The following is a 21,515-nucleotide window of genomic DNA, read 5'->3' on the forward strand; positions in this document are numbered from 1 at the left end:
TCAGCGGGTTCTCATCAGAAGCCAGAAGAAATACGGTGCGCCAATCACCGCCGTTAAAACGCCCGCAGGCAGCTCCAGCGGCGGATGCAGGGTGCGCGCCAGCACGTCGGCCAGCAGTAAAATCAGCGCCCCGACAAGCATTGACGCGGGGATCAAAATGCGGTGTCTTCCGCCGACCAGTTTGCGGGTCAGATGCGGTGCGACCAGCCCGATAAACCCGACCGGCCCGCAGGCGGCAACGCTGATGGCGGCCAGCGCGACGGCCAGCAATAACACCAGACGCTGTACGCGGGAAACGCGGATCCCCAGCGTCGAGGCACTTTCATCGCCAAGCGCCAGAACGTCCAGATCGCGGCAAAACCACAAGCTCAGCGGCAGCAATATCAGTAACCACGGCGCGACGATTTCGACGAAATTCCAGCCGCGTCCCCACAGACTTCCGGTCAGCCACAGCAATGCGCTGTTGATTTCCATAGGGCGCGAAAGCATCAGATAATCCGTCAGGCTGGCGTAAAACGCAGTTAGCGCGACGCCCGTCAGCGCCAGCTTCATAGGCGCGGAACGGCCGGACATCAGGCGCAGCAACATAAACGCGGCGGTTCCACCCAAAAAGGCCAGCGGCGGCAGCCACAGCACGGAAAGTGCGGGGAACAGCATCAGTGCGCCGACCGACATCAGCCCGGCGGCGTGATTAACGCCCAGTATGTCCGGCGACGCCAGTGGATTGCGGATAATGCCTTGCACCAGTACGCCGGAAATAGCCAGCGCCGCGCCGACCAGCACCGCCAGCATCGCGCGCGGCAGGCGATATTCGATCAGCGGAAAATGGTTGTCATCGGAGGGTGAGAAGGCCAGACGCATTTGTTCAAACGTCAGCGTATGCGTGCCGTAACGCAGCGAAATCACGAAGGTCAGCAGCAACAGGCTGGTCAGAACGGTGAATACCGTGAACTGCCGGGTCATGTGCGCGTCCTCACCAGCCAGACAAAGAACGGCGCGCCAATCAGCGCCAGCACCACGCCCGCCGGTAATTCACCTGGCCACGCCAGAAAACGCGCCAGCAAATCCGCCAGCAGCATCAGCGTTGCGCCAAAAATCATGCTCACCGGCAACATGCGGCGTAAATCATAACCAATCCAGTATCGTGAAATGTGCGGGACCAGCAGCCCGATAAACGCCAGAGGCCCGGCGACGCTGACGCAGGCACCCACCAGCAATAACACCATAAGATTGATAATCAGCCGCAGGCGCGGCAGGTTTACGCCGAGCGTCTGCGCGCTTTCATCACTCACCCGTAACAGGTTCAGGCGGCTGGCAAGCAGCAAAACCCAGGGCGCGATAATGAGGGTGAAAGGGAACAGATGCCAGAACTCCGGCCAGCGGGCGTGCGCGACGCCTCCGGCCAGCCAGTTGAGAATGCCGTATGCGTGATCTTCTGAGAGGATCAGCGTCGCTTTCGCCAACGCAGCGCACAACGCCGACACGGCCACACCGGCGAGGATCAACCGGCTGCGGTCACCCGCATGTAGCCATCCGCCGCCGGTCAGCATCACCATGCTCCAGCTGATGCCGCCGCCAGCGGCTGCCACCAGCGCAATGCTGAACCCGGCAAACAACTGTGGGCTAAGCGCGCTGACCACCACCATCGCCAGCGATGCTCCGGCGTTAATGCCAAACAGCGAGGGAGACGCCAGCGGGTTGCGGGTCAGGGTTTGCAGCAGGCACCCCGCCAGCGCAAGGCTGGCACCGAGCAACATCGCCACCAGACTGCGCGGTAACCGCAGGTTGAGCACCAGTGCCTGCGCCAGTGATGCGGGTGGGCCGGGAAGCAGCGCGCGCAGAGATTCCACCGCGCCGATCGGCACCGCTGAACGGCAAAAAAGGGTCAGCCAGAAGGTGACGCCCAATACGAGCAAAGGCAGCGTCCAGCGCCACCCCGTCGCGATCGTTTTCACCGCTATCATGGTGCGGTAGCAGATGCCTGATGATGCAGAATCTGCACCACGTCATGACCGATATGCTCAGCGGCAAACACCCCGCGCATTCTCGCCCAGACGTTAGGTTCAACTGCCGCGATCTGATTTTTCTGCGCGGCTTTCATCATTTGCCAGAGCGGATCTTTCTGCCACGCACGCACGATACTTTCCTGACGGTAGTGCGCGACAATCAGCCAGTCCGGGTTAATAGCCAGCAACTGCTCGAAACTGATGTTGGCCAGCGCCTGCTGATTCACCGGTTCCGGCACAATCAGCCCGAGCGATGTCAGCACGCTGCCGGTGTAGGAATCGCGCGTATGCAGGTTAAATTGCTGTTCGCGAGAGGTGCCAAACACCACCTGCGTGCCTTTTGGCAACTGGCGGGCAAACGCCTGCATCCGCTGATGATGTTCCGCCAGACGCTGCTGCATCAGCGCGTCTTTCCCTAACACTTTGCCGATGGTCGCCGCTGATTCCAGATTCTCACTGTAGGTTTCGTTGCGGGATTTCAGCATCAGCGTCGGTGCAATCCCTTTCAGCGCGGCGTAAATGCCGCCATGACGGCTGCTGTCGGCAATAATCAGATCCGGTTTCAGCGCGGCAATCGCCTCGAGGCTCGGCTGCGATCGCGTGCCGACAGATTTCCACGCGCTGATGCGCTGGCGCACTTCCGGCAAAATACGTTCCGCGTCGTTATCATCGGCCACACCCACCGGGCTGACATCTACCACGGCCAGCGCATCCACAAAAGACAGCTCCAAAACGACGACGCGTTCTGGCGCCGTATCGAGCGTAAAAGAGCCCTGCTGGTCAGTCACCGTCACGGCCTGCGCGGTGCCCAGCGAAAAACATAAACCGACAAAAAGCGCAAAGCGGGAGAATAAAGACATAAGACCTCTGTGCGAGTGAAAAGGGAAAAACCGGGCGTCGTCACGCTAAGCCCGGCGTTTTTAAACCATCAGAATTTCAGGGAGCCTTGCATATACAACGTGCGTGGCTGCCCGGCATAAATCCCTTTATTGTTATCGTCATAGGCACGAGTAAAGTATTCGTGGTCAAAGATATTCTTCACGCCGAAGGCCAGATTCAGGTTCGCCATGTCCGGGCCAAACTGGTAACCGGCGCGTGCGCCCCACAGCATGAAACCGGGAATGCGGCCGGTGCTGCCGTCGGCACTTTCTTCGACGGTGTTGGCGTTATCCGCAAACTGGCCGGACTGGTATTCGCTGTTGACGTTGAAGAACCAGTTGCCCGGCGTGTAATCCAGCCCCAACGTACCTTTGTTTTTCGGAGAAAACGGCACCTGATTGCCCTGCGTATCGCCGGATTCACGAATGACGGCGTTCACATACGCATAGCTGGCGTAAGCGGAGAAGTTTTCAAGTTTTGGCGACAAATCAGCGAGGTCATAACGAATCTGGCTTTCCAGACCGGTGTGACGGGTTTTCCCGCGCGCGGTGACGCTGTCCGTGGTCTGGTTGGAGTCGTACTGATTGTTGAAGTTGATCAGGAACAGCCCGACTTCCGCTTTCACAACGCTGTTATCAAAGCGAGTTCCCAGCTCCCAGGTACGGGCTTTTTCCGGTTCGATATTGCCGCTGTCCACCGCTTTGCCGATCTGGCTGTACTGCACCGTCCCGAAAGAACCTTCAGTATTGGCATAAATATTCCATGCCTCGTTCATGTGGTAAACGACGTTCAGCGCAGGCAGCGGCGCGTTGTAGCTGATTTCCTGCTTAGTGCCTTTGATGTAGTTGTTCTGATATGACTGAATGTGCTCGTAGCGCATGCCTGGCGTAATGGTCCAGTCGCCAACATCAATGCGGTCATCAACATAAAACGCATTCGCCTGCGTACCAGATTGCGTATCGCGGTCATACGGGCTGTCGCCGGTCGGCAGAACGCCGGACCTGGCCGGGCTGTAATAGCGTAATTCGTGGGTGGATTCGCTGACATAACGGTAACCGACGCCCACTTCATGCGCGGTCTGACCGAGGTTGAAGCTCTGGCTGTAGCGCGGTTCAACGCCGCGAACCCAATACTGGCGCGGGGAAAGCGTCAGGTTTTTACCCTGATCGAGATAACCGCTGCGCAGCGTGTAGGTGTAGAACGTCTGCACGTTGAATTTATGCTGCTGGTCGGGCTGATACTGATAGCCAAAACTCGCCAGCTGGCGGCGGCCCCAGAATTCGTCATAAAGGCGTGTGGACTGAAAACGGTCGGCGTTATACGCGGCGCGGGATAAACCACCCGGCATCTCCGCGCGGCCTTCGTAATATTGCAGCAGGCTGTTGAACGTGTGGACGTCGTTCGGCGCGTAACGGGTTTTGAGCATCACATCGTCAATTTTGGTGGCGCTGTGTTCGCGCCAGTCGCTGCCGCGCGTGCCGGAGTATAGCAGCGCGCCGCCGAGACCGTTATCCGCCGTGCCGCCCACCATAAGATTGCCGGTGCCTTTCGGGTCATTCTGGCTGGACGTCGGGCTGAGCAGCCCTTCCATGCCGGCTTCGATACCGAAATCTTTCGGGATGGCGCGGGTGACAAAGTTCACCACGCCGCCGACGCTTTGCGGCCCGTAACGCACCGCACCGCCGCCACGCACCACGTCCACCGCATCCATGTTGCCAAGTGAAACCGGCGCGAGGGAAAGTTGCGGCTGGCCGTAAGGCGCAAACGGTACAGGAATGCCGTCCATCAGTACGGTTGAACGGCTGGCGAGACGCGGGTTCAGGCCACGGATGCCGAAGTTCATCGCCATATCATGGCTGCCAGTGCCGTTGTTTTCCGGCGCATTGACGCCCGGAATGCGGTTCATCACTTCGCGGACAGTCGTCGCGCCGGTTTTCACAAAATCTTCACGACGGATCACATCACGCGCCCCTCCGTGCTCAAAAACGTCGTTTTCACGTGCGTCAGCCAGCCAGTCGCCGACCACCGTCAGGGATTCTGACGCCTGCACCGGCGCAGGAATAACCGCTAGCGTAAACGCATTATTGCCCAGCGGTCTGGCTTCCAGCCCGCTGCTGGTCAGCAACGTCGCCAGACCATCGGTGACAGTGTAACTCCCCTGCAAGCCGCTGCTGTGTTTCCCACGCGTCAGCGAGGCATCCACAGAAAGCGTAACCCCGGCTTTGGCCGCGAACTGATTCAGCGCGGCATCCAGATCCCCGGCCGCAATCTGATAAGACGCAGACTGCACCGCGGCGGTTACCGGCAGCGAAGCCAGCAGTGCGGCAGGAATAATGGCGCAATGAATGGCAATCGCCAGTGGTGTTGTTTTGCGAAAAGAACGAATAACGCGTGAGCGTGAAATGGACATACCGTCTCCGATTTTATGTTTTTTGCTGTGTGATTTTTCAGGCAGTTTTTTGGGTGCTACTCAGGAGTCGGATGAGAATGGAAAAGGGACAATCGCGAATGCGATTATTTATCATTTTTATTTGCGGGAAGAAGTTTACCGGGACATTACGCAGGCACCACTTTCACCCAGTAGCGTGTAGCCGTCTGAATTTTCACGGGAAGTGTCCGTGAAAGAATCTCCAGCACGCTGTCGGTATCTTTCAGCGGGAACGTGCCGCTGATGCGCAACTCAGCCACTGACGGGTCGCAACTCAGATGACCGTGGCGGTAACGGGCCAGCTCGGCAATCACATCCGCCAGACGCCAGTCGCTGACGCTCAGCACACCGTGGGTCCAGCTCCCTGCACCGCCAGTTATCGCGGCGACATCCCCGAAAGCACTGCCGGTAAAGCGCACGGCGTGGCCTTCGCTGATTTGCAAAACGCCCGCAGGCCGGTCGCGCAACGTAATTTCCACCGCGTGTTTCAGCACCGTCAGCAGCGTGGCGTCATCCTGCTGGCGTACGATAAATTCCGTGCCCAGCGCGCGTAACATGCCCTGTTGCGTTTCGACCAGAAATGGGCGCGGAACCGGCTGATTATCGCGCGCGGTGGTCATGCTGATTTCGCCCTGATGCAGGCGGATAAGACGCTGTGTATCGGTAAAACGGATATCGGCGGCGCTGGCGGTATTGAGCGAAAGTTGTGAGTTATCCGGCAGACGCAGGGTTTTGATTTCTCCGGTAGACGTGCGCGCATCGGCCAGCAAGCCCTGCCCGACGGGAGACTGCCAGGCTTTCCATGTGCCGCCCAGTCCCAGTAACACCAGCAGGCTTTTCAGTACACGACGGCGGGTGACGTCCGACTGCTGGCGCGCATGGTTCAGCGTCTGATAACTGAATTTGCCGGGCATATTGTGCAGTTGCCCCTGCAACGATTCCACGCGCTGCCACGCCCAGCGATGATCTTCATCCTGCGCCAGCCACTGCTGCCATTTCTGGTTTTGCTGCGGCGTGACGTCGCCCGCACACAGGGTGGCGAACCACTGGGCGGCCATTTTCAGCGACAGGCGCTGGTTATCTGTCAGAGACGTATTCATCGGAATCAGCCGTGTTCCAGGCTGAACAGCAGGCAGTGCTCGGTGGCTTTCGCCATGTATTTTTTGACTGAGCTGACCGACACGTTCAGACGTTCGGCGATCACCGGGTACGTCAACCCTTCAAGCTGCGAGAGTAAAAATGCCTGACGCACTTTCTCGCCCAGCCCGTCGAGCATCGTATCGATTTGTTGCAGGGTTTCGAGCAGGCATTGCCGCTGTTCGGGCGACGGCATCTGCTCTTCCGGCATCAGCGCCAGCATATCGAGATACGCACGTTCCAGCGCGTTGCGGCGGAAAAAATCCACCATCACGCGGCGGGCAACGGTACATAAAAAGGATTTGGGTTCGCGAATTTCCTGTGCGGTATTGCCGGTGAGAACGCGCATAAAGGTGTCCTGCGCCAGATCGTCTGCGTCACTGGCGGACCCCAGTTTGAACTGGAGCCAGTTTTTCAGCCAGCGGTGATGCGAGCTGTAAAGTGCTTCAAAAGCACGAACCGGGGAAACGGCAACGTTTGCGGACATAAGAAGTTACATAACCAGACCAGAAATTCACAATTTGATGATAATTGATAATAGTTATCATTACAATCGAGAATCATTCGCTTTCCCATCTGCCAAAAAAGCTAAGTCATTTAAGTGCGTCGATCGCAGCTCTGCCGGATGTTAGCCTGAATAAAAACCACAAGGAAAACATCATGAGTTCACTCCCTGTCGCCGTTGTTACCGGCGGAACCAGCGGTATCGGGCTGGCCATTGTTCATAATCTCGCACGCGATCATCAGGTTTATGCGCTCGGGCGTAATAAAGACAGCCTGATTGCGCTGCGACTGGTCGAAAACGTGGAAGCGATTGAAATCGATCTGCTGGATTTCAGCGCCGTTGAGCAGTTTATTCGTGAGTTACCGGTGATTGATGTGCTGGTGCATTCGGCGGCCATTTCCAAACCACTGCGCCTTGAACAGGCGACGCCGGAGGAGTGGCAAAAGCAGTTTTCCATCAACGTTTTCGCACCGGCGGAGTTCACCCGTCTGGCGTTACCGGCGCTGAGAAAGCAGGAAGGTCAGATCGTGTTTATCGGCTCGGGATCGGGGACGAAAGCGGAAGGCGGAAATACAGTCTATTGCGCCTCCAAGTTCGCGCTGAGCGCCCTCACCCATGCCTTACGGCAGGAAGAAACGGAGCATGGCGTACGTGTTTCCACCGTCGCGCCGGGGCCAACGGACACACCGATGAACCGCAAAACCCGTGAAAGTCAGGGTAATTTTGACGCGATTGATCCGCGCGAATACAGCACGCCGGAATCGGTAGCCGCGGCGGTGCGTCTGGTGATCAGCGCCAGCGACGATACACAAATTACGGATATCGCGGTGAGGCCGCGCCGGGATAAAGCGAAGCGGTAGACTGATTTTCTTAGCAAAATCCTCACAAATTTTAACTTGATACAGATCATTTAAAGCGCGGTTTGGGTTTGATCGAATGATAATCATTATCGTTTAATGGAGAGTAATGACTGTTTCTTCAGGAGAAGAAGACCCTTATGAGCTTAGACCTCGCGCGCTTTTATGCAGCCGATCAGGGCCTGCCGTTCCCGGATCGCTGGGCGGTAATGCCCTGGCGGCCACAGCACCCCGTTCCTCCGCAGGAGGTTCCCGCACAATGGCAGGCGCTATGTCAGAAAAGGCTGCCTGCCAATAAACGTCTGGTCTATTTGCATATCCCTTTTTGCGCGACGCACTGCAAATTTTGCGGGTTTTACCAGAACAAGCTCGAAGCAGAAGCCACCGAACAATACTGCGATTACCTGATCCGTGAAATTGAGCAGGAAGCCAGCTCACCGCTGCATCAATCCGCGCCAATCCACGCCGTCTATTTTGGTGGCGGTACGCCGACCGCGCTCAGCGCCCGCCAGTTACACCGGATTATTGTGACCCTGCGCCGCAGTTTGCCGCTGGCACCGGATTGCGAAATCACGGTGGAAGGCCGCATCCTGAATTTCGATGACGAACGCATTGATGCCTGTCTGGACGCGGGCGCTAACCGTTTTTCCGTCGGTATTCAGACATTCGACACGCGTATCCGTCAGCGAATGGGCCGCCGCGCCAGCCGCGACGAAGCCATTAATTTTCTGCGCAAGCTGGGCGAACGCGATCGCGCGGCGGTGGTGTGTGACCTGATGTTTGGCCTGCCGGAACAGACCCGCGCGTCGTGGCTGGAAGATTTACAGATTGTCCGCGACCTGCCGCTGGACGGTGTCGATCTCTACGCGCTGAATCTGTTGCCAACCACACCGCTGGGCAAAGCCGTTGAGAACAACCGGGTGACCCTGCCCGATGTCAGCATGCGCCGCGATTTCTATCTGGAAGGCGAAGCATTTCTGGGGCGTGATGGCTGGCATCAGATCAGCAACAGCCACTGGGCGCGCACCACCCGCGAACGCAACCTCTATAACCTGCTGATCAAAAGAGGCGCGGACTGTCTGGCCTTTGGCAGCGGTGCGGGCGGCAATCTTGGCGGCCAGTCATACATGACGATGCGCAATCTGGACGCTTATTATCAGTTGCTCGATGCCGGGCAAAAACCGATCATGATGATGACCGCCGCAATCACCGGTGAACACCGCTGGCGGCTGGATTTACAGGGCGGCATCGAAGCCGGACGTTATGATCTGAGCCGCATCGTCGAAGATCCGTTCCCGATTGAACCGTTGCTGCAACAGTGGCAACAGTGCGGCCTGATGCACAGTGATGGCCCGCGTTTTAACCTCACGCCCGCCGGACGTTTCTGGGCCAGCAATATGCTGCAAGCCCTGCAAATTCTGGTTCCTCAACTGACCTTACGGAATGACAGCCATGCACACGGATAACCTGCAAAAACTGACCGACTTTCTCTCCACTCAGCCTGACGGCACTGTTGAAGATATTGCCCGCGAATATGGCGTGACGCCGCTGACGGTAATCCGGCATTTACCTGAAAGCCACCTGTTTTCCGGCAGCCAGTTCGACGCGGTGTGGGACAACATCACGGAATGGGGCGAGGTCACGACGCTGGTGAATAATGAAGATCTGATCCTCGAATTTCACGGCGCGTTGCCCACCGGCACGCATCGCCATGGGTATTTCAACCTGCGCGGCAAACAGGGATTAAGCGGGCATATCCGCGCAACAAATTGCCAGCAGATCGCCCTGGTCGAACGGCCATTTATGGGAATGAGCACAGCAAGCGTCTGGTTTTTAAACGCTTCCGGTTATGCGATGCTCAAGGTTTTCGTCGGGCGTGACAGCCATCGCCAGCTTCTGAGTGATCAGCTGAATGCATTTCGCGCCCTTCCTGCCCTTCTGGCCGAGAGAGAGAACCATCCTTGAATACTTTGCTGATTTTTGGCGCTGGCAGCGGCGTCGGGGCTGAACTGGTCGCCCTTGCCGCGCAGGAGCGTCCGGTTGTGGCGCTTATCCGTAACCCTGAACAGGCAGAAACGTTGCGCACGGCGGGCGTCACCGTGATTTCCGGCGACGCGCTGATCCCGGAAGATGTGTTGCAGGCCTGCCAGATGGCGGGAGCGGACGCACAGATCGTGTCCACGCTGGGCGGAAAACTCTCCGATTACACCGCTAACCGGCTGATTGTGGATACCGCTGAAAAAACCGGGATCCGCCAGATGTTGCTGGTGACGTCGATTGGCTGCGGCAACAGCTGGCCGACCTTATCCGACCGCGCAAAACAGGCGTTCGGGCAGGCGGTGCGTGAGAAATCACTGGCTGAAAGCTGGCTTCAAACCAGCACGCTGGCGTGGTGTATTTTGCGTCCGGGTGGTCTGGTCAACGGCGAAGCCACCGGAAAAGCACATCTTATTCAAACTGAAGCGCATGGCCGCGTCCGCCGCGCCGACGTTGCCCTGCATATCTGCCAGCTACTGGCCACCGGCGCAGGCTGGGGCGAAGTGTACGCGCTGTGCGATGCTTCGCTGGATGGCGCAAGGTTTTAAAAAAAGGCCCCGGAAACGGGGCATGTGTTATTTATTGCGTCAGCATCTGACGCAGTAACGCCGCATCCGCGTTATCCGCATTCATCAGCAAAAATTGCAACCTGTCCCAGCGGTTAAGCCGGGCAGCCAACGAGAAATACAGTCGCTGATGTTTTACAGAGGGCGCAACCGCCTGATTCTGCTGAATATCGCTCAACCGGATATACAGTTTCAGTTTTACAAAGTTGCGGAAGGCAAATATCGCCACCGGATATGCCGGATGCGCCATCGCCTCAAGCAACACTTCGCGGGCATTTTCCTGCAAACGGTGAACCGTGATCTGCAACGCCGTTTTACAGAGCGCCTTATTGCTGCTTTTAAGGCAATCCGCCGCCAGCACCAGGACATGTTCGTATTTCTGCTCGTCCAGCCCTAAAAGGGCTATACGCCGCCGGGATAATTTCTGGTTTTCATCGCCGAATATTGAAAGATAGTGCGCAATAACCGGTTGCCCGCGTGCAATCAGTAATTTCGCAGCACGTTTTCGTACCACTTCATTTCTGTCGCACAGTAACTCAAGCAACAACGAAACCGGCACGTTTCCGGCCTCATCAGTAACGTGAGTCAGCGCCGCCTGTTTGACCGGCGCGTAGCGATCCTTTAACAGCGTAAGCAGCCTTTCCTGCGTGATCAGTTCAGGCTGTGCCAGTAATGCACGTGCAGCGGCCAGCCTGACGGCGGCATTTTTATGCCTGCACGTACTTTCAAAAATAACATCCACTGCCAGCAGATGATGTTCCAGTAAAAGCGCCAGCGCATGCCGTGCCACGTCTTGTTTCGGTGAGGCTAATCCGTTCATCAACGCCGCGCAATGTTCCGGGCGGGCGAGAAAACTGACAATCTCATCAACCAGTAAAGCGTGGTTATCGCGCCGGGTATTGAGCAAAGCGAAGAAATCCGGCAAACAGGCCACAAGCCATCCGGCACTTTCGGGAGTCATAAATTGCCGGATGCTTTGCCGTGCGGCATCTCGCACCTGACTGACCCAGTCATTCACCCGCTTAATGATTGAAGGCAGCGCTTCGCCCTCTTTCATCATCCCCAGACACAAAACCGCACGCTGGCGGATATGCCCGTTGTAATGATGCGTCAGGCACTCCAGCCTTTTTCGCGGATCCGTTTCCTTTGAGTAGCTGTAATCCCAGTTATCAGGATCAGCCATCATCACTTCGAGCTGCCTGAGCAGATAATATTCCGTCGCCATGAATGACCTCCCTTGGGGAACTGCGGTTCACGACTCATTTTTATATGTCCGTGATTTTTACAAAAGTATGCCAGAACACGGCGTGGGAAAGCGGCAAATGGCGGATGAGATGAAAGAGAATCCTCCGAAAAGGAAGAATCTGATACCGCTCAAAATCATTCAAATATTTTGACCATTATCAGCAAATCACTCCGCTATTCATCCGAACCCGGCGGCGCTATTCTTCTTCTCATCGAAGGCAGCCGCCTTCACCCAACAAACACTTAGAAGGAATGACATCATGAAAACCATCAAAACTTTCGTTATCGCAGCAGCACTCGCCACTGTTTCTTTTGGCAGCTTCGCTGCTCAGATCGGCACTGTGACCGCCTCAGATAACACACTGGACAGCCTGGAATCCACCTTCGCAGCCAAAGCTGCGGCTGCCGGTGCAACTTCATATAAAATTATCGAAGCCGGTGGACAGAACCGCATTCACGGCACCGCTGTATTGTACAAATGATTTGCTGAAGTCTTCGATTTAAGAACAAAAGCCGCTCCTGTTACAGAGCGGCTTTGTTGTTTTTGGCGTTTTACCCCGTCACTCTTTCGTTGCCACCTTCAGCAGAATGACACCTGCGAAAATCAGCAAAACAGCGATCACACGCAGAGGATTAAGGCTTTCGCCGAACATCGTAACGCCCAGAATGAATGCGCCGATAGCGCCGATACCGACCCAGATGGTGTACGACGTGCCGAGCGGCAGGGTTTTCATGGCGATCGCCAGTAATACGACGCTGAGCAGCATGAAAAATGCCGTGATCAGGCTGGGAATGAGGCGGGTAAATCCGTGGGATTCTTTCATTGCGGTCGACCAGACAACTTCGAAAATTCCGGCTAAAAGCAGATAAAGCCAGGCCATAAAACATCCTCAGGAATAACAGTCAGGGTCGTCCCCGAAAAATCAGGCTGAGTCTCTGGTCGTCCAGTCAGCATATGAAGGCTGATTATAGTTCACCTCACCGGCTCATGACAAAAATCACTCTCCCGGCAAAAACGAGTCTTTTTCAGTATGCAGCGTGATGATTGCCGGGCGGAAAAGCTTCCCTTTTTGTTCGATTTTATACGCACGGAAATGCTTGCTCTCGCCGACTTCCGATTCCGGCATCAGCGCGGCACCCGCAAGGCCGTCGCGGAACATTTCGATCACCAGTCGCGGCTCGGACACTTTCATAATCACGTTCACATCTTTCACTTCTTCATACAACCGGTTGAGCAGCACTTCATAGGTGCCCTCGCCGCCCATGCGGTGCAGCATAATCAGCGGGAAGCCGGATAAATCAGCGAAAGTCAGCGTGCGGTCGGGCAGATTTTCGGCCAGTTCGGTTGAGACAACCGCGACCAGTTTGATCGGCTCAAATTCACGGACATAGAAAGAACGGATATCAGCGGGCGTCTGAATCATCGCCATATCCAGCGCTTTGTTCATCACCAGTTCTTCCAGATAGGTGGATTCAGATACCAGAAGGTTCGGATCCCAGTCCGGGTTTTTGCGGTACAGCTCCAGAAATACCGTATTGAAATAGCGCAGATAAAGATAGGAAACGCCGATACGCACGGTGCGTTTTTTTTGCGACGCGATATCCACCGCCTGCCGCGTGACGCTGTTGACCTGGCTGAGGATTTCACTGGATTTGCGGTAAAGAAAACGTCCGGCTTCGGTGAGAACCATCTGTTTGGTGGTGCGGATAAACAGAGGCGAACCGATTTCTTCTTCGAGTTCGTGCAGGCGTTTTCCGAGCGGAGGTTGTGCGATATTCAGCACCTTCGCGGCTTTACTGATGGAGCCCTGTTCAGCGATGGTGCAGAAGTAACGCATTCTTTTCAGATCCATCATTCCCTTCTTTTCATTACGGCGGTGGCACGCTCAGTATACAAAAAGCCACTTTGCAATGAAGTGGCTTTGGCTGATATTCCTCAGTGGACAAAGAGGCTCCAGTAATGCGAGATGGGCATCACCAGAATTAACGCCGGTAATAAATTTCCTACTGCGATGGATTTGATTCCGCTGATGCGGAAACCGGCGGCGAGCATAATAAAGCCCCCAGCTGCCGTGAAATCCCCCATCATTTGCGCGTTGGTGAGCGGAAGAACAAACACTGCCGCCGAGGCGATAAGAAATTGCACAATCCACTGCGGAATGAAAATCAGCGCCACCGCATAACCCAACACCGTGGCGAAAATAGCCGCCGTGAACAGATCCATAATCGCTTTAACGAACAGTATATTCGGATCATGCGTCATGCCTTCGGTCATCGCGCCAATAATACCGGTGCCGCTGGCGCAAAACAGGACGATGATCGCGACGAATTTTTCGGTAAAGATGCTCTGATCCATGCCGGTATCCGGGGCAAAACGCGAGGCGATCCCGCGCGCCATATTGCCCAGACGTGCAATGTAACGTTCCAGGTAAAACAGTTCCCCGATGGCCGCGCCGAGGATCACCGACAGGATTACCACCGGCATACTGTGCATTTTCACCAGCAGCACGACGCCGAGCGCCATCGAGCATAAACCAAAGGTCTGGGGCAGCGAGGTTCTTAACCGCTCTGGCATTTTTACGCCAAGAAAGCCCCCTAACAGGCCGCCGAGGATAATGGCGCCACTGTTAACAATAGGTCCAATTAACATTTCTACTCCACAAATTTAGAGGCTGTTTTTTATCGTGTTCACAAAGAATTCATCACTCAGTTTTCGCCCCAGCGTTTTATATTCGCGACGCCCAGATCAAATAAATCCAGGGCGCGGGCCACGCTGTGGTGAATAATGTCATCCACGCTTTCAGGTTTGTGATAAAGAGCCGGAACCGGCGGAAAGATAATTCCGCCCATTTCAGTCACCGACTGCATATTCTTCAGATGCGAAAGATTCAGCGGTGTTTCCCTGACCATCAGTACCAACCTGCGCCGCTCTTTTAACACGACATCCGCCGCGCGGGTGAGTAAATTAGGGGTTAAACCGTGAGCGATAGATCCCAGAGTATTCATTGAGCACGGCGCAATAATCATTCCGATGGTTTTATAGGAACCACTGGAAACAGAAGCCCCCAGATTATTAATGGAGTGAACTTCGTTGGCCAGACAGGCGACGTCCTCCCTTTCAATATCCGTTTCCATGCTCCGCGTCATTTCGGCACCTTTACTGATAATAAGATGCACATCGATATCCATATCCCGCAATATTTCCAGCGCTTTCATTCCATATTGAAATCCTGAAGCACCGCTTATCCCCACAATTATGCGCCGTTTACTCATGTCAGATCCTTAATTAATGCTTAACGTTCGTATTATTTAAAGTCAGGTAAGAATTTCTTCACATCGACTTCTTTAAATTTAGAACGTTCGAAATGCGCTTTCAGATGGAAAGGAACTGTGCAGTCGAAGATTGTTTTGCATGACATCCCTTCCTGCAAAATGCTCGGGCTGTATGCCGGGTTCTGCGACGGATCAAGCGGATGGCAGCGGACACCGGGAATGGTTGCAATATCCACGTCGCCCTGGAAACGGGTTTGCATCGCCCACAGGACGTCGTCGGTGTCGAAAATATCCACATCTTCATCGACCAGAATGACGTGTTTCAGCTCAGAGAAAGCGGCGAACGCCAGCAGCGCGGCTTGTCTCTGACGGCCTTCGTCAACCGGAGAAGCTTTCTTAAATTGCAGAACCGCCAGCAGTTTACCGCCGCCGGAGGTGTGCGCATTCACATTCAGTACGCGGCCCGGCATGGCGCGGTCAATCATGTCCAGAATACTGGCTTCGGTCGGAATACCGGCCATGCTGACGTGTTCGCCGCTTGGGCCCAGGGTGGTTTGCAGGATTGGGTTTTTACGGTGAGTGACCGCTTTCACCTTGATTACAGGCAGTGCGGCCTTTGCTTCGCCGGTGTAACCCGGAAATTCCGGCATCGCCTTGCCGGTATTGGTGTTCTGATCTTCACGGACGCGCACGTTGGGCAGCAGTTCGCCTTCGATCACGATTTCAGCGTGAGCAATCGCTTTTTCGTCGATGGAGACGCAGTGTGTCAGTTCAATCGCTTTACCGCGCAGTGCACCGGCAATGCTCAGTTCGTTGAAACCGAGTGGCGTGGTCGGTGGTTCAAAGCAGGCCGCAATTTCAATCGCCGGATCCACGCCGATGCTGATAGAAATCGGCAGCGGTTTGCCCGCACGCTCTGCTTTTTCGCGGAACGCGTCGATGTGACGGCCCGGTGTCAGCCACATCGACAGTTCGTCACGGCTCTGGATGCACAGACGGTGAATGGTGACATCGGACTCTCTGGTTTCCGGGTCAGACGCGTAGCACATGCCCATGGTGAAATACGGACCGGCATCTTCTTCGGTGTTGGTCGGCGCGGGCAGCAAGGTGCGCAGGTCAAAGTTCGGGTCATCCGCCAGGTATGTGACTTCCTGACATTGCGCGGTGCCGCGGTCGATAACGACGGGTGCGATGGCATTTTTCACGGAGTCTTTCAGCAGAAAACCGAGTTTTTCCGGCGCGCAGTCCAGTAGATGGCCGACGCGTTCGCGGGTCGACATCAGGCCGGTCACCACACGGACGCCCGGAAAACCTTTGATGTTATTGAACATCATCGCCGGGCCTTTTCGGGTCGGACGTTCGCACGTACCACCGGCACCGACATAACGGTAAATGCCGGACAATTCCGCATGCGGATCGACTTCCACATCGGTGCTGACCATTTCGCCTGGCAGGCTTTCAAGGAATTCAATAGCGGAGCGCAGATCGTGCACTTTATTATTTTGAGGGTGGGTTTCTTTCTTAGACATAATATATTCCACGTAATAATGAGAAAGTATTCATTCGTCGCGGTCAATATATCGGCCTGAATATAAATCAAAAAGTACCGTTTAAATATACAGGCTAAACTTTTTTGGTTTGCGTTATAAAATAAAATTATTATTTAACACTTGGGAATACATAATAATAACTTTATGACAATAAAGTAGTATATTTGCGTTACGCAAGTCACAGCGTAACGCAAATTAAAAAGAAGGGAGTTTAGAGCGGAACGGAGAACTGGAAACACGCGCCCTGCTTTTGTTGCTCAACCAGCCGGATATCCCCGCCGTGCAGCTGCAAAATACGGCGCACAATCATCAGCCCCAACCCGCCCGCGCGTTGTTTGTTAGTACTGAGTATGGACGGGCGCACAAACAGACTGTCTTTCAGCTCCGGCGCAATACCCGGCCCGGTGTCTTTCAGCTGAATCATCACCCGTTCGCCGTTTTTCCACAGTTTAATCTCAATGACTCCGCCTTCCGGCGTGTGGCGGATGGCATTATCCAGCAGGTTCGTCAGTACGCGCTCCATCATGCCCAGATCGGCATTGACCAGCGGAATGCCCGGCGTGATATCTGCCAACAATTTCTGCCCGCGCGTTTCGGTCGCCAGCTCAAATTTCTGGAATACGTCCTGCACCAGTTCGCTCAGGGAAAACGGCTCTTTCTGCGGTTTCACCACACCATATTCCAGGCGCGCCAGTTCAAATAATTCCTGCGCCAACCGCCCGACTTTTTTACTTTGCGTCAGCGCAATATTCAGATACCGCTGCCGGTCTTCGTTGCTCAGATGATCGGACTTCACCGACAGCGTTTCCAGATAGCCGTGCAGTGAGGTCAGCGGTGTGCGCAAATCGTGGGAAATATTGGCGATAAATTCACGACGCTGCTGATCCTGCACCATCAGGCTTTGCCACTGCTGGTCGATGCGTTTTGCCAGCGCGACAAACGCCTGTTGCAGCTGCGACACTTCATCGCGCGGCGCACCGGCAGGCATCGGACTTTTTGCCAGCGCCTGTATGGCATCCATTCCGCCGCTGTCGAGCTGCGCAATCTGCTGCGTCAGTTTACGCACCGGACGCGTCACCCAGCGAAACGCCAGCGCCCCTGCCAGTAAACCGAACAGCGCCACCAGCCCCATGGAACGCAGCGCCAGCGCGATGGAAGACTGGTATTGTGCGTCGCTGGTCAGCGCGGTGTATTCATCGCCGAGCAGCACGATATACACGTAACCTTTGGTCACACCGTTCTCCTTGAGCGGTGCCGCCGAGAAGACCTGACGGGTTTGCGGATCGCGCGGATTGTCACCGTAAACCGGCATTTTCGCGCCCTCTAACAGCGCATTTACCGGCGACAAATCGATTTTTTGCTGTTGAAGTCTGCCTGCCGGTGCCGCATTACCGACAATATTGCCGTCTTTATCCAGCAGATACACTTCCACACTCGGGTTGACCGCCATCAGTTGATTAAACAGCGAATGTACGGCTTTCGGATCCCAGTCGCCCTGACTGAGTAGCGGATTATTGGCCGCAATCTGCGTCGCCAGATTTGCGGACAGCCGCTGGATCACCGACTGGCTGTACTGATTGCTGGAGCGCACCTGCATATAGCCTGAAAGCGCGCAGCAGGCGATCAGCAGCACCGTAAATACCAGAGTCAGTCTTTGCGCCAGCGTGAGATTTTTCATGATTTACCCTTGCGCATCTTCAGCAGAAGACACGAATTTATAGCCTTTTCCCCAGACGGTCAGAATACGTTCCGGCTCGGCCGGATTAGCTTCTATCTTGATGCGCAGCCGGTTGATATGGGTGTTCACCGTATGTTCATACCCTTCGTGCTCATAGCCCCAGACCTGATTTAACAGGCTGAGGCGCGAGAACACTTTGCCGGGGTTTTTGGCAAAGAAGTACAGCAAATCAAACTCCCGCGGCGTCAGTTCTACTGGCTGATGATTGAGCACCACTTCGCGCGCAATCGGGTCGATAACCAGTCCGGCAAAACTCAGCGTTCCGGCATCCATTTTCAGATTACGGCTCATCGCTTCCTGACGGCGGAACAGCGCTTTTACCCGCGCCACCAGTTCCAGCATCGAGAATGGTTTCGCCAGATAATCATCGGCTCCCAGCTCCAGCCCGAGCACGCGATGCACCTCGCTGGAACGGGCGCTGATAATGATGATGGGCGTGTAGCGCGTCATGTTGCGTGCTCGGCGGCAGATCTCCAGCCCGTCCACGCCGGGCAACATCAGATCCAGAATCAAGGCATCCCAGCCGCCTTTTTCCAGATGCGCGACCCCCAGATTGCCGTCCGCCGCATGCGTAATTTCATACCCTTCGTCACGCAGATGCAGGCTCAGCAGTTCCGCAATATCCCCGTCGTCTTCAACGATCAGGATTTTTTTCGTTTTATCCATTTTGTTATCCCACCGCGTGCCTTCCTCATATCGTTTGAGTCTACACAAGCTATGACCCTTGAGTTATCACATTTTATTTAACTTTGCGTGAGGTCTTGGGGAACAAATCCGCTCAATACTCGCTATATCACAGGGCAGATAGCGGAAACGCATCATGACAATTCACACAGAAATCTCTCAGGTCGCGGGGCAAAAACCGGCCACGATCCATCCTTTATGGCTGCGTCTTGCTCACTGGCTGAATGCACTGGCGGTGCTGATTATGGTGACCAGCGGCTGGCAGATTTATAACGCGTCGCCGCTGTTTGATTTTGATTTCCCATCCACCGTGACACTCGGTGGCTGGCTGGGCGGCGCAATCCAGTGGCATTTCGCCGGCATGTGGCTGTTCGGTTTTAACGGTCTGTTCTACCTGCTGATGAACATTCTCACCGGCAGGATGAAACGAAAATTCTGGCCGCTGACCCCGCGCGGTATTTTCAACGATTTGCGTGCGGCCCTGCGCGGCAAGCTGCAACACAACGATTTACGCCACTACAACATGGTGCAGCGCGCGGCGTATGTGTTCGTGATGCTCGACGGCATCGTGCTGGTGCTTTCCGGGCTGGTGGTGTGGAAATCGGTACAGTTTCCGTTACTGCGCGAACTGATGGGCGGTTACGACACCGCGCGCTACGTCCACTTTTTAGCGATGGCGTCGTTAGTCGGGTTTGTCGTGCTGCATTTGATCATGGTGGCGCTGGTGCCAAAAACGCTGATCGCCATGATCCGCGGACGTTAAGGGCTGAATATGAAGAACATTATCAAAAAAAGCATCGTTCAGATTTTCAGCACGTCGGACAGTGAAGCGATTGTGCAGGAAGCTAAAAAACAGATTATCCGCGAACTGGACGCGCCCTCACGCCGCCTGTTTTTGCAACGCGGGCTGACGCTCGGCGGCATTGCCATGCTGACCGGCTGCGACATCAGCGATAACGCCAGCGTGGAAACCGCGCTGGGCAAAATTTCCGGCTTCAACGATCGCGCTCAGAGCTGGCTGTTTGGCTCAACGCGTCTCGCGCCGGTCTATGCAGAATCCATGATCACCCGTCCGTTTCCGTTTAATGCGTTTTACGCCGAAGACGATGCACCTGAAGTTGACGGGCTGGCCTATCGCCTGAAAATCGCCGGTCTGGCGTTGGATAAACGCGAATGGTCGTTGCCAACCCTCTACAAAATGGCACAGGTCAGCCAGGTGACGCGGCATATCTGCGTGGAAGGCTGGAGCGCAATTGGCAAATGGGGCGGCGTACCGTTTGGTGATTTTTTACGGCTGATTGGCGCGGATCTTAGCGCGGAATACGTCAGTTTCAAATGTGCCGACGAGTATTACACCAGTATTGATATGGCGACAGCGCTGCATCCGCAGACGTTGCTGGCGCTGACCTATGACGGACAGATTTTACCGCGCAAATACGGTTTCCCGATGAAACTCAGGATGCCAACCAAGCTCGGTTACAAGAACCCCAAACACATCGAAGTGATTGAAATTACCAATAAATTCACCGGTGGCTACTGGGAAGATCAGGGCTACAACTGGTTTGGTGGAAGTTAGAACACACGACGACGATCTCAATAAAACCCAACAGAGAAAAGGAATACCCCATGAAAAAGTTAACCGTAATGATGATGTCTGCCTGTCTGATGATGGGCGCAGTGAGCACCACCTACGCCGCAGACGCGATGATGAAGAAAGACAGCATGAGCCATATGTCCAAAGACTGCATGAAAAAGGGCAGCATGAGTAAAGACTCGATGGCGAAAGACAGCATGGGCAAAGACTGTATGTCGAAAGACAAAATGTCTAAAGACCACATGTCAAAGGACGCGATGAAGAAAGACACCATATCGAAAGATGGCATGAAAAAAGATGCCATGAGCCAGTAAGACACCGGTCGGTTTGCATTAAATACCGTGCAACATTGAAAAAGCCGCCCGACGGCGGCTTTCATTTTGAATATAAGGGATTAGCGATAAGGAGAGTTCAAAGGAACTTCAGCATCGGGTTCATGTGTTATGCGATTTCGCAAATCACGTCGGATCATTTCAATTGCCCAGAACCAGAAGATATGCCCGACTAATTCAGAAAGATACTCATCAAACGGAATATTCGTCAGCGATGGTGAAAGCCCCAGCAGAGGGAAGCTAATCCAGTGCACAGCGACAGTAGCAATAATACCTGCCAGCGCGCCCTGCCATAATTTCACTTTCGGGAACACTTCGGCAACGAGGCAATAACCCACCGCGAAAACTAAAGAAAATATAATATGCGTAACATGTACTGGATTAATTATATGTTCTGAGAATTGGTAGACTGTATGAGTCGGGTCAATTCCCAAATAATCCCTTAGAAAAAGATAGGGAGGATTGAATTCATCACGCCCCCCCGAAAAAGTACGCGGCGGTAAAGGAACTTCAGCACCCCATTTGACGAATGCTGACATGATGCCAGCAATAATCCCAACAAAAAGAGCCACACCGTATCTGCGACGTTTAGGTTCAGTTAATGCGAAAAAATCTTTCATTCAGTAGTCCTTCATTTCCTATGAGATTCCTTGAAAGACTAATGACTTACGATACAAAAAAGAT

At 54.7% G+C, this 21,515-nt stretch carries 23 protein-coding genes; 8 read left to right on the top strand and 15 right to left on the bottom strand.

The annotated features are described in order from the left end of the window. The 6 genes from fecD to fecI form a co-directional block, all read right to left on the bottom strand. Nucleotides 1–963 carry a Fe(3+) dicitrate ABC transporter permease subunit FecD gene (fecD, locus tag ACLBVC_RS05480; protein ID WP_410148683.1) on the bottom strand — a complete coding sequence of 321 codons (963 nt, stop codon included), beginning with the start codon at nucleotides 961–963 and terminating at the stop codon, nucleotides 1–3. Continuing rightward, nucleotides 960–1,964 carry an iron-dicitrate ABC transporter permease FecC gene (gene fecC / locus ACLBVC_RS05485; protein WP_410148685.1) on the bottom strand — a complete coding sequence of 335 codons (1,005 nt, stop codon included), beginning with the start codon at nucleotides 1,962–1,964 and terminating at the stop codon, nucleotides 960–962. The genes fecD and fecC overlap by 4 nt, the downstream gene beginning before the upstream one ends. Then, nucleotides 1,961–2,866 carry a Fe(3+) dicitrate ABC transporter substrate-binding protein FecB gene (locus tag ACLBVC_RS05490; protein ID WP_410148687.1) on the bottom strand — a complete coding sequence of 302 codons (906 nt, stop codon included), beginning with the start codon at nucleotides 2,864–2,866 and terminating at the stop codon, nucleotides 1,961–1,963. The genes fecC and ACLBVC_RS05490 overlap by 4 nt, the downstream gene beginning before the upstream one ends. A 68-nt stretch (nucleotides 2,867–2,934) precedes the next feature. After that, entirely contained in the window at nucleotides 2,935–5,295 is a 2,361-nt protein-coding gene (fecA, locus tag ACLBVC_RS05495) for a TonB-dependent Fe(3+) dicitrate receptor FecA (RefSeq protein ID WP_410148689.1), read from the bottom strand. 146 nt (nucleotides 5,296–5,441) lie between these two features. Then, nucleotides 5,442–6,413 carry a ferric citrate uptake sigma factor regulator FecR gene (gene fecR, locus ACLBVC_RS05500; protein WP_410148691.1) on the bottom strand — a complete coding sequence of 324 codons (972 nt, stop codon included), beginning with the start codon at nucleotides 6,411–6,413 and terminating at the stop codon, nucleotides 5,442–5,444. Between the two features lie 5 nt (nucleotides 6,414–6,418). Then, nucleotides 6,419–6,937, bottom strand: coding sequence for a ferric citrate uptake sigma factor FecI (gene fecI, locus ACLBVC_RS05505; protein ID WP_410148693.1), 519 nt, complete (start codon nucleotides 6,935–6,937; stop codon nucleotides 6,419–6,421). A gap of 173 nt (nucleotides 6,938–7,110) precedes the next feature. Between fecI and ACLBVC_RS05510 the strand changes: the two genes are divergently transcribed. The 4 genes from ACLBVC_RS05510 (at nucleotide 7,111) to ACLBVC_RS05525 (ending at nucleotide 10,397) form a co-directional block, all read left to right on the top strand. After that, nucleotides 7,111–7,815, top strand: coding sequence for an SDR family oxidoreductase (locus tag ACLBVC_RS05510; protein WP_410148695.1), 705 nt, complete (start codon nucleotides 7,111–7,113; stop codon nucleotides 7,813–7,815). Between the two features lie 137 nt (nucleotides 7,816–7,952). After that, entirely contained in the window at nucleotides 7,953–9,278 is a 1,326-nt protein-coding gene (hutW, locus tag ACLBVC_RS05515) for a heme anaerobic degradation radical SAM methyltransferase ChuW/HutW (RefSeq protein WP_410148697.1), read from the top strand. Beyond that, nucleotides 9,256–9,777: a heme utilization cystosolic carrier protein HutX gene (hutX, locus tag ACLBVC_RS05520; protein ID WP_410148699.1), complete on the top strand. Its 522-nt coding sequence runs from the start codon at nucleotides 9,256–9,258 to the stop codon at nucleotides 9,775–9,777. The genes hutW and hutX overlap by 23 nt, the downstream gene beginning before the upstream one ends. Continuing rightward, a complete protein-coding gene (locus ACLBVC_RS05525; protein ID WP_410148701.1) occupies nucleotides 9,774–10,397 on the top strand; it encodes an NAD(P)-binding oxidoreductase in 624 nt (207 codons plus the stop codon). Before hutX ends, ACLBVC_RS05525 begins: the two co-directional genes overlap by 4 nt. A 31-nt stretch (nucleotides 10,398–10,428) precedes the next feature. On the opposite strand, the gene ACLBVC_RS05530 is transcribed toward ACLBVC_RS05525, so the two are convergent. Next, nucleotides 10,429–11,640, bottom strand: coding sequence for a HEAT repeat domain-containing protein (locus ACLBVC_RS05530; RefSeq protein ID WP_410148703.1), 1,212 nt, complete (start codon nucleotides 11,638–11,640; stop codon nucleotides 10,429–10,431). A gap of 280 nt (nucleotides 11,641–11,920) precedes the next feature. Here ACLBVC_RS05530 and ACLBVC_RS05535 point away from each other — a divergent pair, with 280 nt between their 5' ends. Next, nucleotides 11,921–12,142, top strand: a complete 222-nt coding sequence (locus ACLBVC_RS05535; protein ID WP_410148705.1) for a YdgH/BhsA/McbA-like domain containing protein — start codon at nucleotides 11,921–11,923, stop codon at nucleotides 12,140–12,142. A 78-nt stretch (nucleotides 12,143–12,220) separates the two neighbouring features. Here ACLBVC_RS05535 and ACLBVC_RS05540 read toward each other — a convergent pair whose 3' ends face one another. From ACLBVC_RS05540 to ACLBVC_RS05570, 7 genes are all read right to left on the bottom strand, one after another. Then, complete coding sequence (locus tag ACLBVC_RS05540) at nucleotides 12,221–12,541, bottom strand: DMT family transporter (protein ID WP_410148707.1); 321 nt, start codon at nucleotides 12,539–12,541, stop codon at nucleotides 12,221–12,223. Nucleotides 12,542–12,658: 117 nt separating this feature from the next. Beyond that, nucleotides 12,659–13,513 carry a LysR family transcriptional regulator gene (locus ACLBVC_RS05545; protein ID WP_410148709.1) on the bottom strand — a complete coding sequence of 285 codons (855 nt, stop codon included), beginning with the start codon at nucleotides 13,511–13,513 and terminating at the stop codon, nucleotides 12,659–12,661. 83 nt (nucleotides 13,514–13,596) lie between these two features. Further along, nucleotides 13,597–14,310 (bottom strand): DUF554 domain-containing protein, encoded by a 714-nt coding sequence (locus ACLBVC_RS05550; protein WP_410148711.1) that lies wholly within the window; start codon nucleotides 14,308–14,310, stop codon nucleotides 13,597–13,599. 56 nt (nucleotides 14,311–14,366) lie between these two features. Then, a complete protein-coding gene (locus tag ACLBVC_RS05555; protein WP_410148713.1) occupies nucleotides 14,367–14,933 on the bottom strand; it encodes a UbiX family flavin prenyltransferase in 567 nt (188 codons plus the stop codon). Between the two features lie 32 nt (nucleotides 14,934–14,965). Then, nucleotides 14,966–16,462, bottom strand: a complete 1,497-nt coding sequence (locus ACLBVC_RS05560; RefSeq protein ID WP_410148715.1) for a UbiD family decarboxylase — start codon at nucleotides 16,460–16,462, stop codon at nucleotides 14,966–14,968. 232 nt (nucleotides 16,463–16,694) lie between these two features. Next, nucleotides 16,695–18,161: a sensor histidine kinase gene (locus ACLBVC_RS05565; RefSeq protein WP_410148717.1), complete on the bottom strand. Its 1,467-nt coding sequence runs from the start codon at nucleotides 18,159–18,161 to the stop codon at nucleotides 16,695–16,697. Nucleotides 18,162–18,164: 3 nt separating this feature from the next. Further along, the gene (locus ACLBVC_RS05570) at nucleotides 18,165–18,887 is read right to left on the bottom strand and encodes a response regulator transcription factor (protein WP_410148719.1); all 723 of its coding nucleotides are present in this window, start codon (nucleotides 18,885–18,887) and stop codon (nucleotides 18,165–18,167) included. A gap of 154 nt (nucleotides 18,888–19,041) precedes the next feature. On the opposite strand from ACLBVC_RS05570, the gene ACLBVC_RS05575 reads away from it, so the two are divergent. The 3 genes from ACLBVC_RS05575 to ACLBVC_RS05585 are packed head-to-tail and all read left to right on the top strand — an operon-like array spanning nucleotide 19,042 to nucleotide 20,813. Continuing rightward, nucleotides 19,042–19,668 (top strand): cytochrome b/b6 domain-containing protein, encoded by a 627-nt coding sequence (locus tag ACLBVC_RS05575; protein ID WP_410148721.1) that lies wholly within the window; start codon nucleotides 19,042–19,044, stop codon nucleotides 19,666–19,668. 9 nt (nucleotides 19,669–19,677) lie between these two features. Continuing rightward, nucleotides 19,678–20,481 (top strand): molybdopterin-dependent oxidoreductase, encoded by an 804-nt coding sequence (locus ACLBVC_RS05580; protein ID WP_410148723.1) that lies wholly within the window; start codon nucleotides 19,678–19,680, stop codon nucleotides 20,479–20,481. A 50-nt stretch (nucleotides 20,482–20,531) separates the two neighbouring features. Beyond that, nucleotides 20,532–20,813 (top strand): pentapeptide MXKDX repeat protein, encoded by a 282-nt coding sequence (locus ACLBVC_RS05585; RefSeq protein ID WP_410148725.1) that lies wholly within the window; start codon nucleotides 20,532–20,534, stop codon nucleotides 20,811–20,813. Nucleotides 20,814–20,893: 80 nt separating this feature from the next. Here ACLBVC_RS05585 and ACLBVC_RS05590 read toward each other — a convergent pair whose 3' ends face one another. After that, a complete protein-coding gene (locus tag ACLBVC_RS05590) occupies nucleotides 20,894–21,451 on the bottom strand; it encodes a YagU family protein (RefSeq protein ID WP_410148727.1) in 558 nt (185 codons plus the stop codon). Between the last annotated feature and the right edge of the window lie 64 nt (nucleotides 21,452–21,515).

Origin of the sequence: Rahnella selenatireducens (assembly GCF_046449555.1) — a bacterium.
Classification (GTDB): domain Bacteria; phylum Pseudomonadota; class Gammaproteobacteria; order Enterobacterales; family Enterobacteriaceae; genus Rahnella; species Rahnella selenatireducens.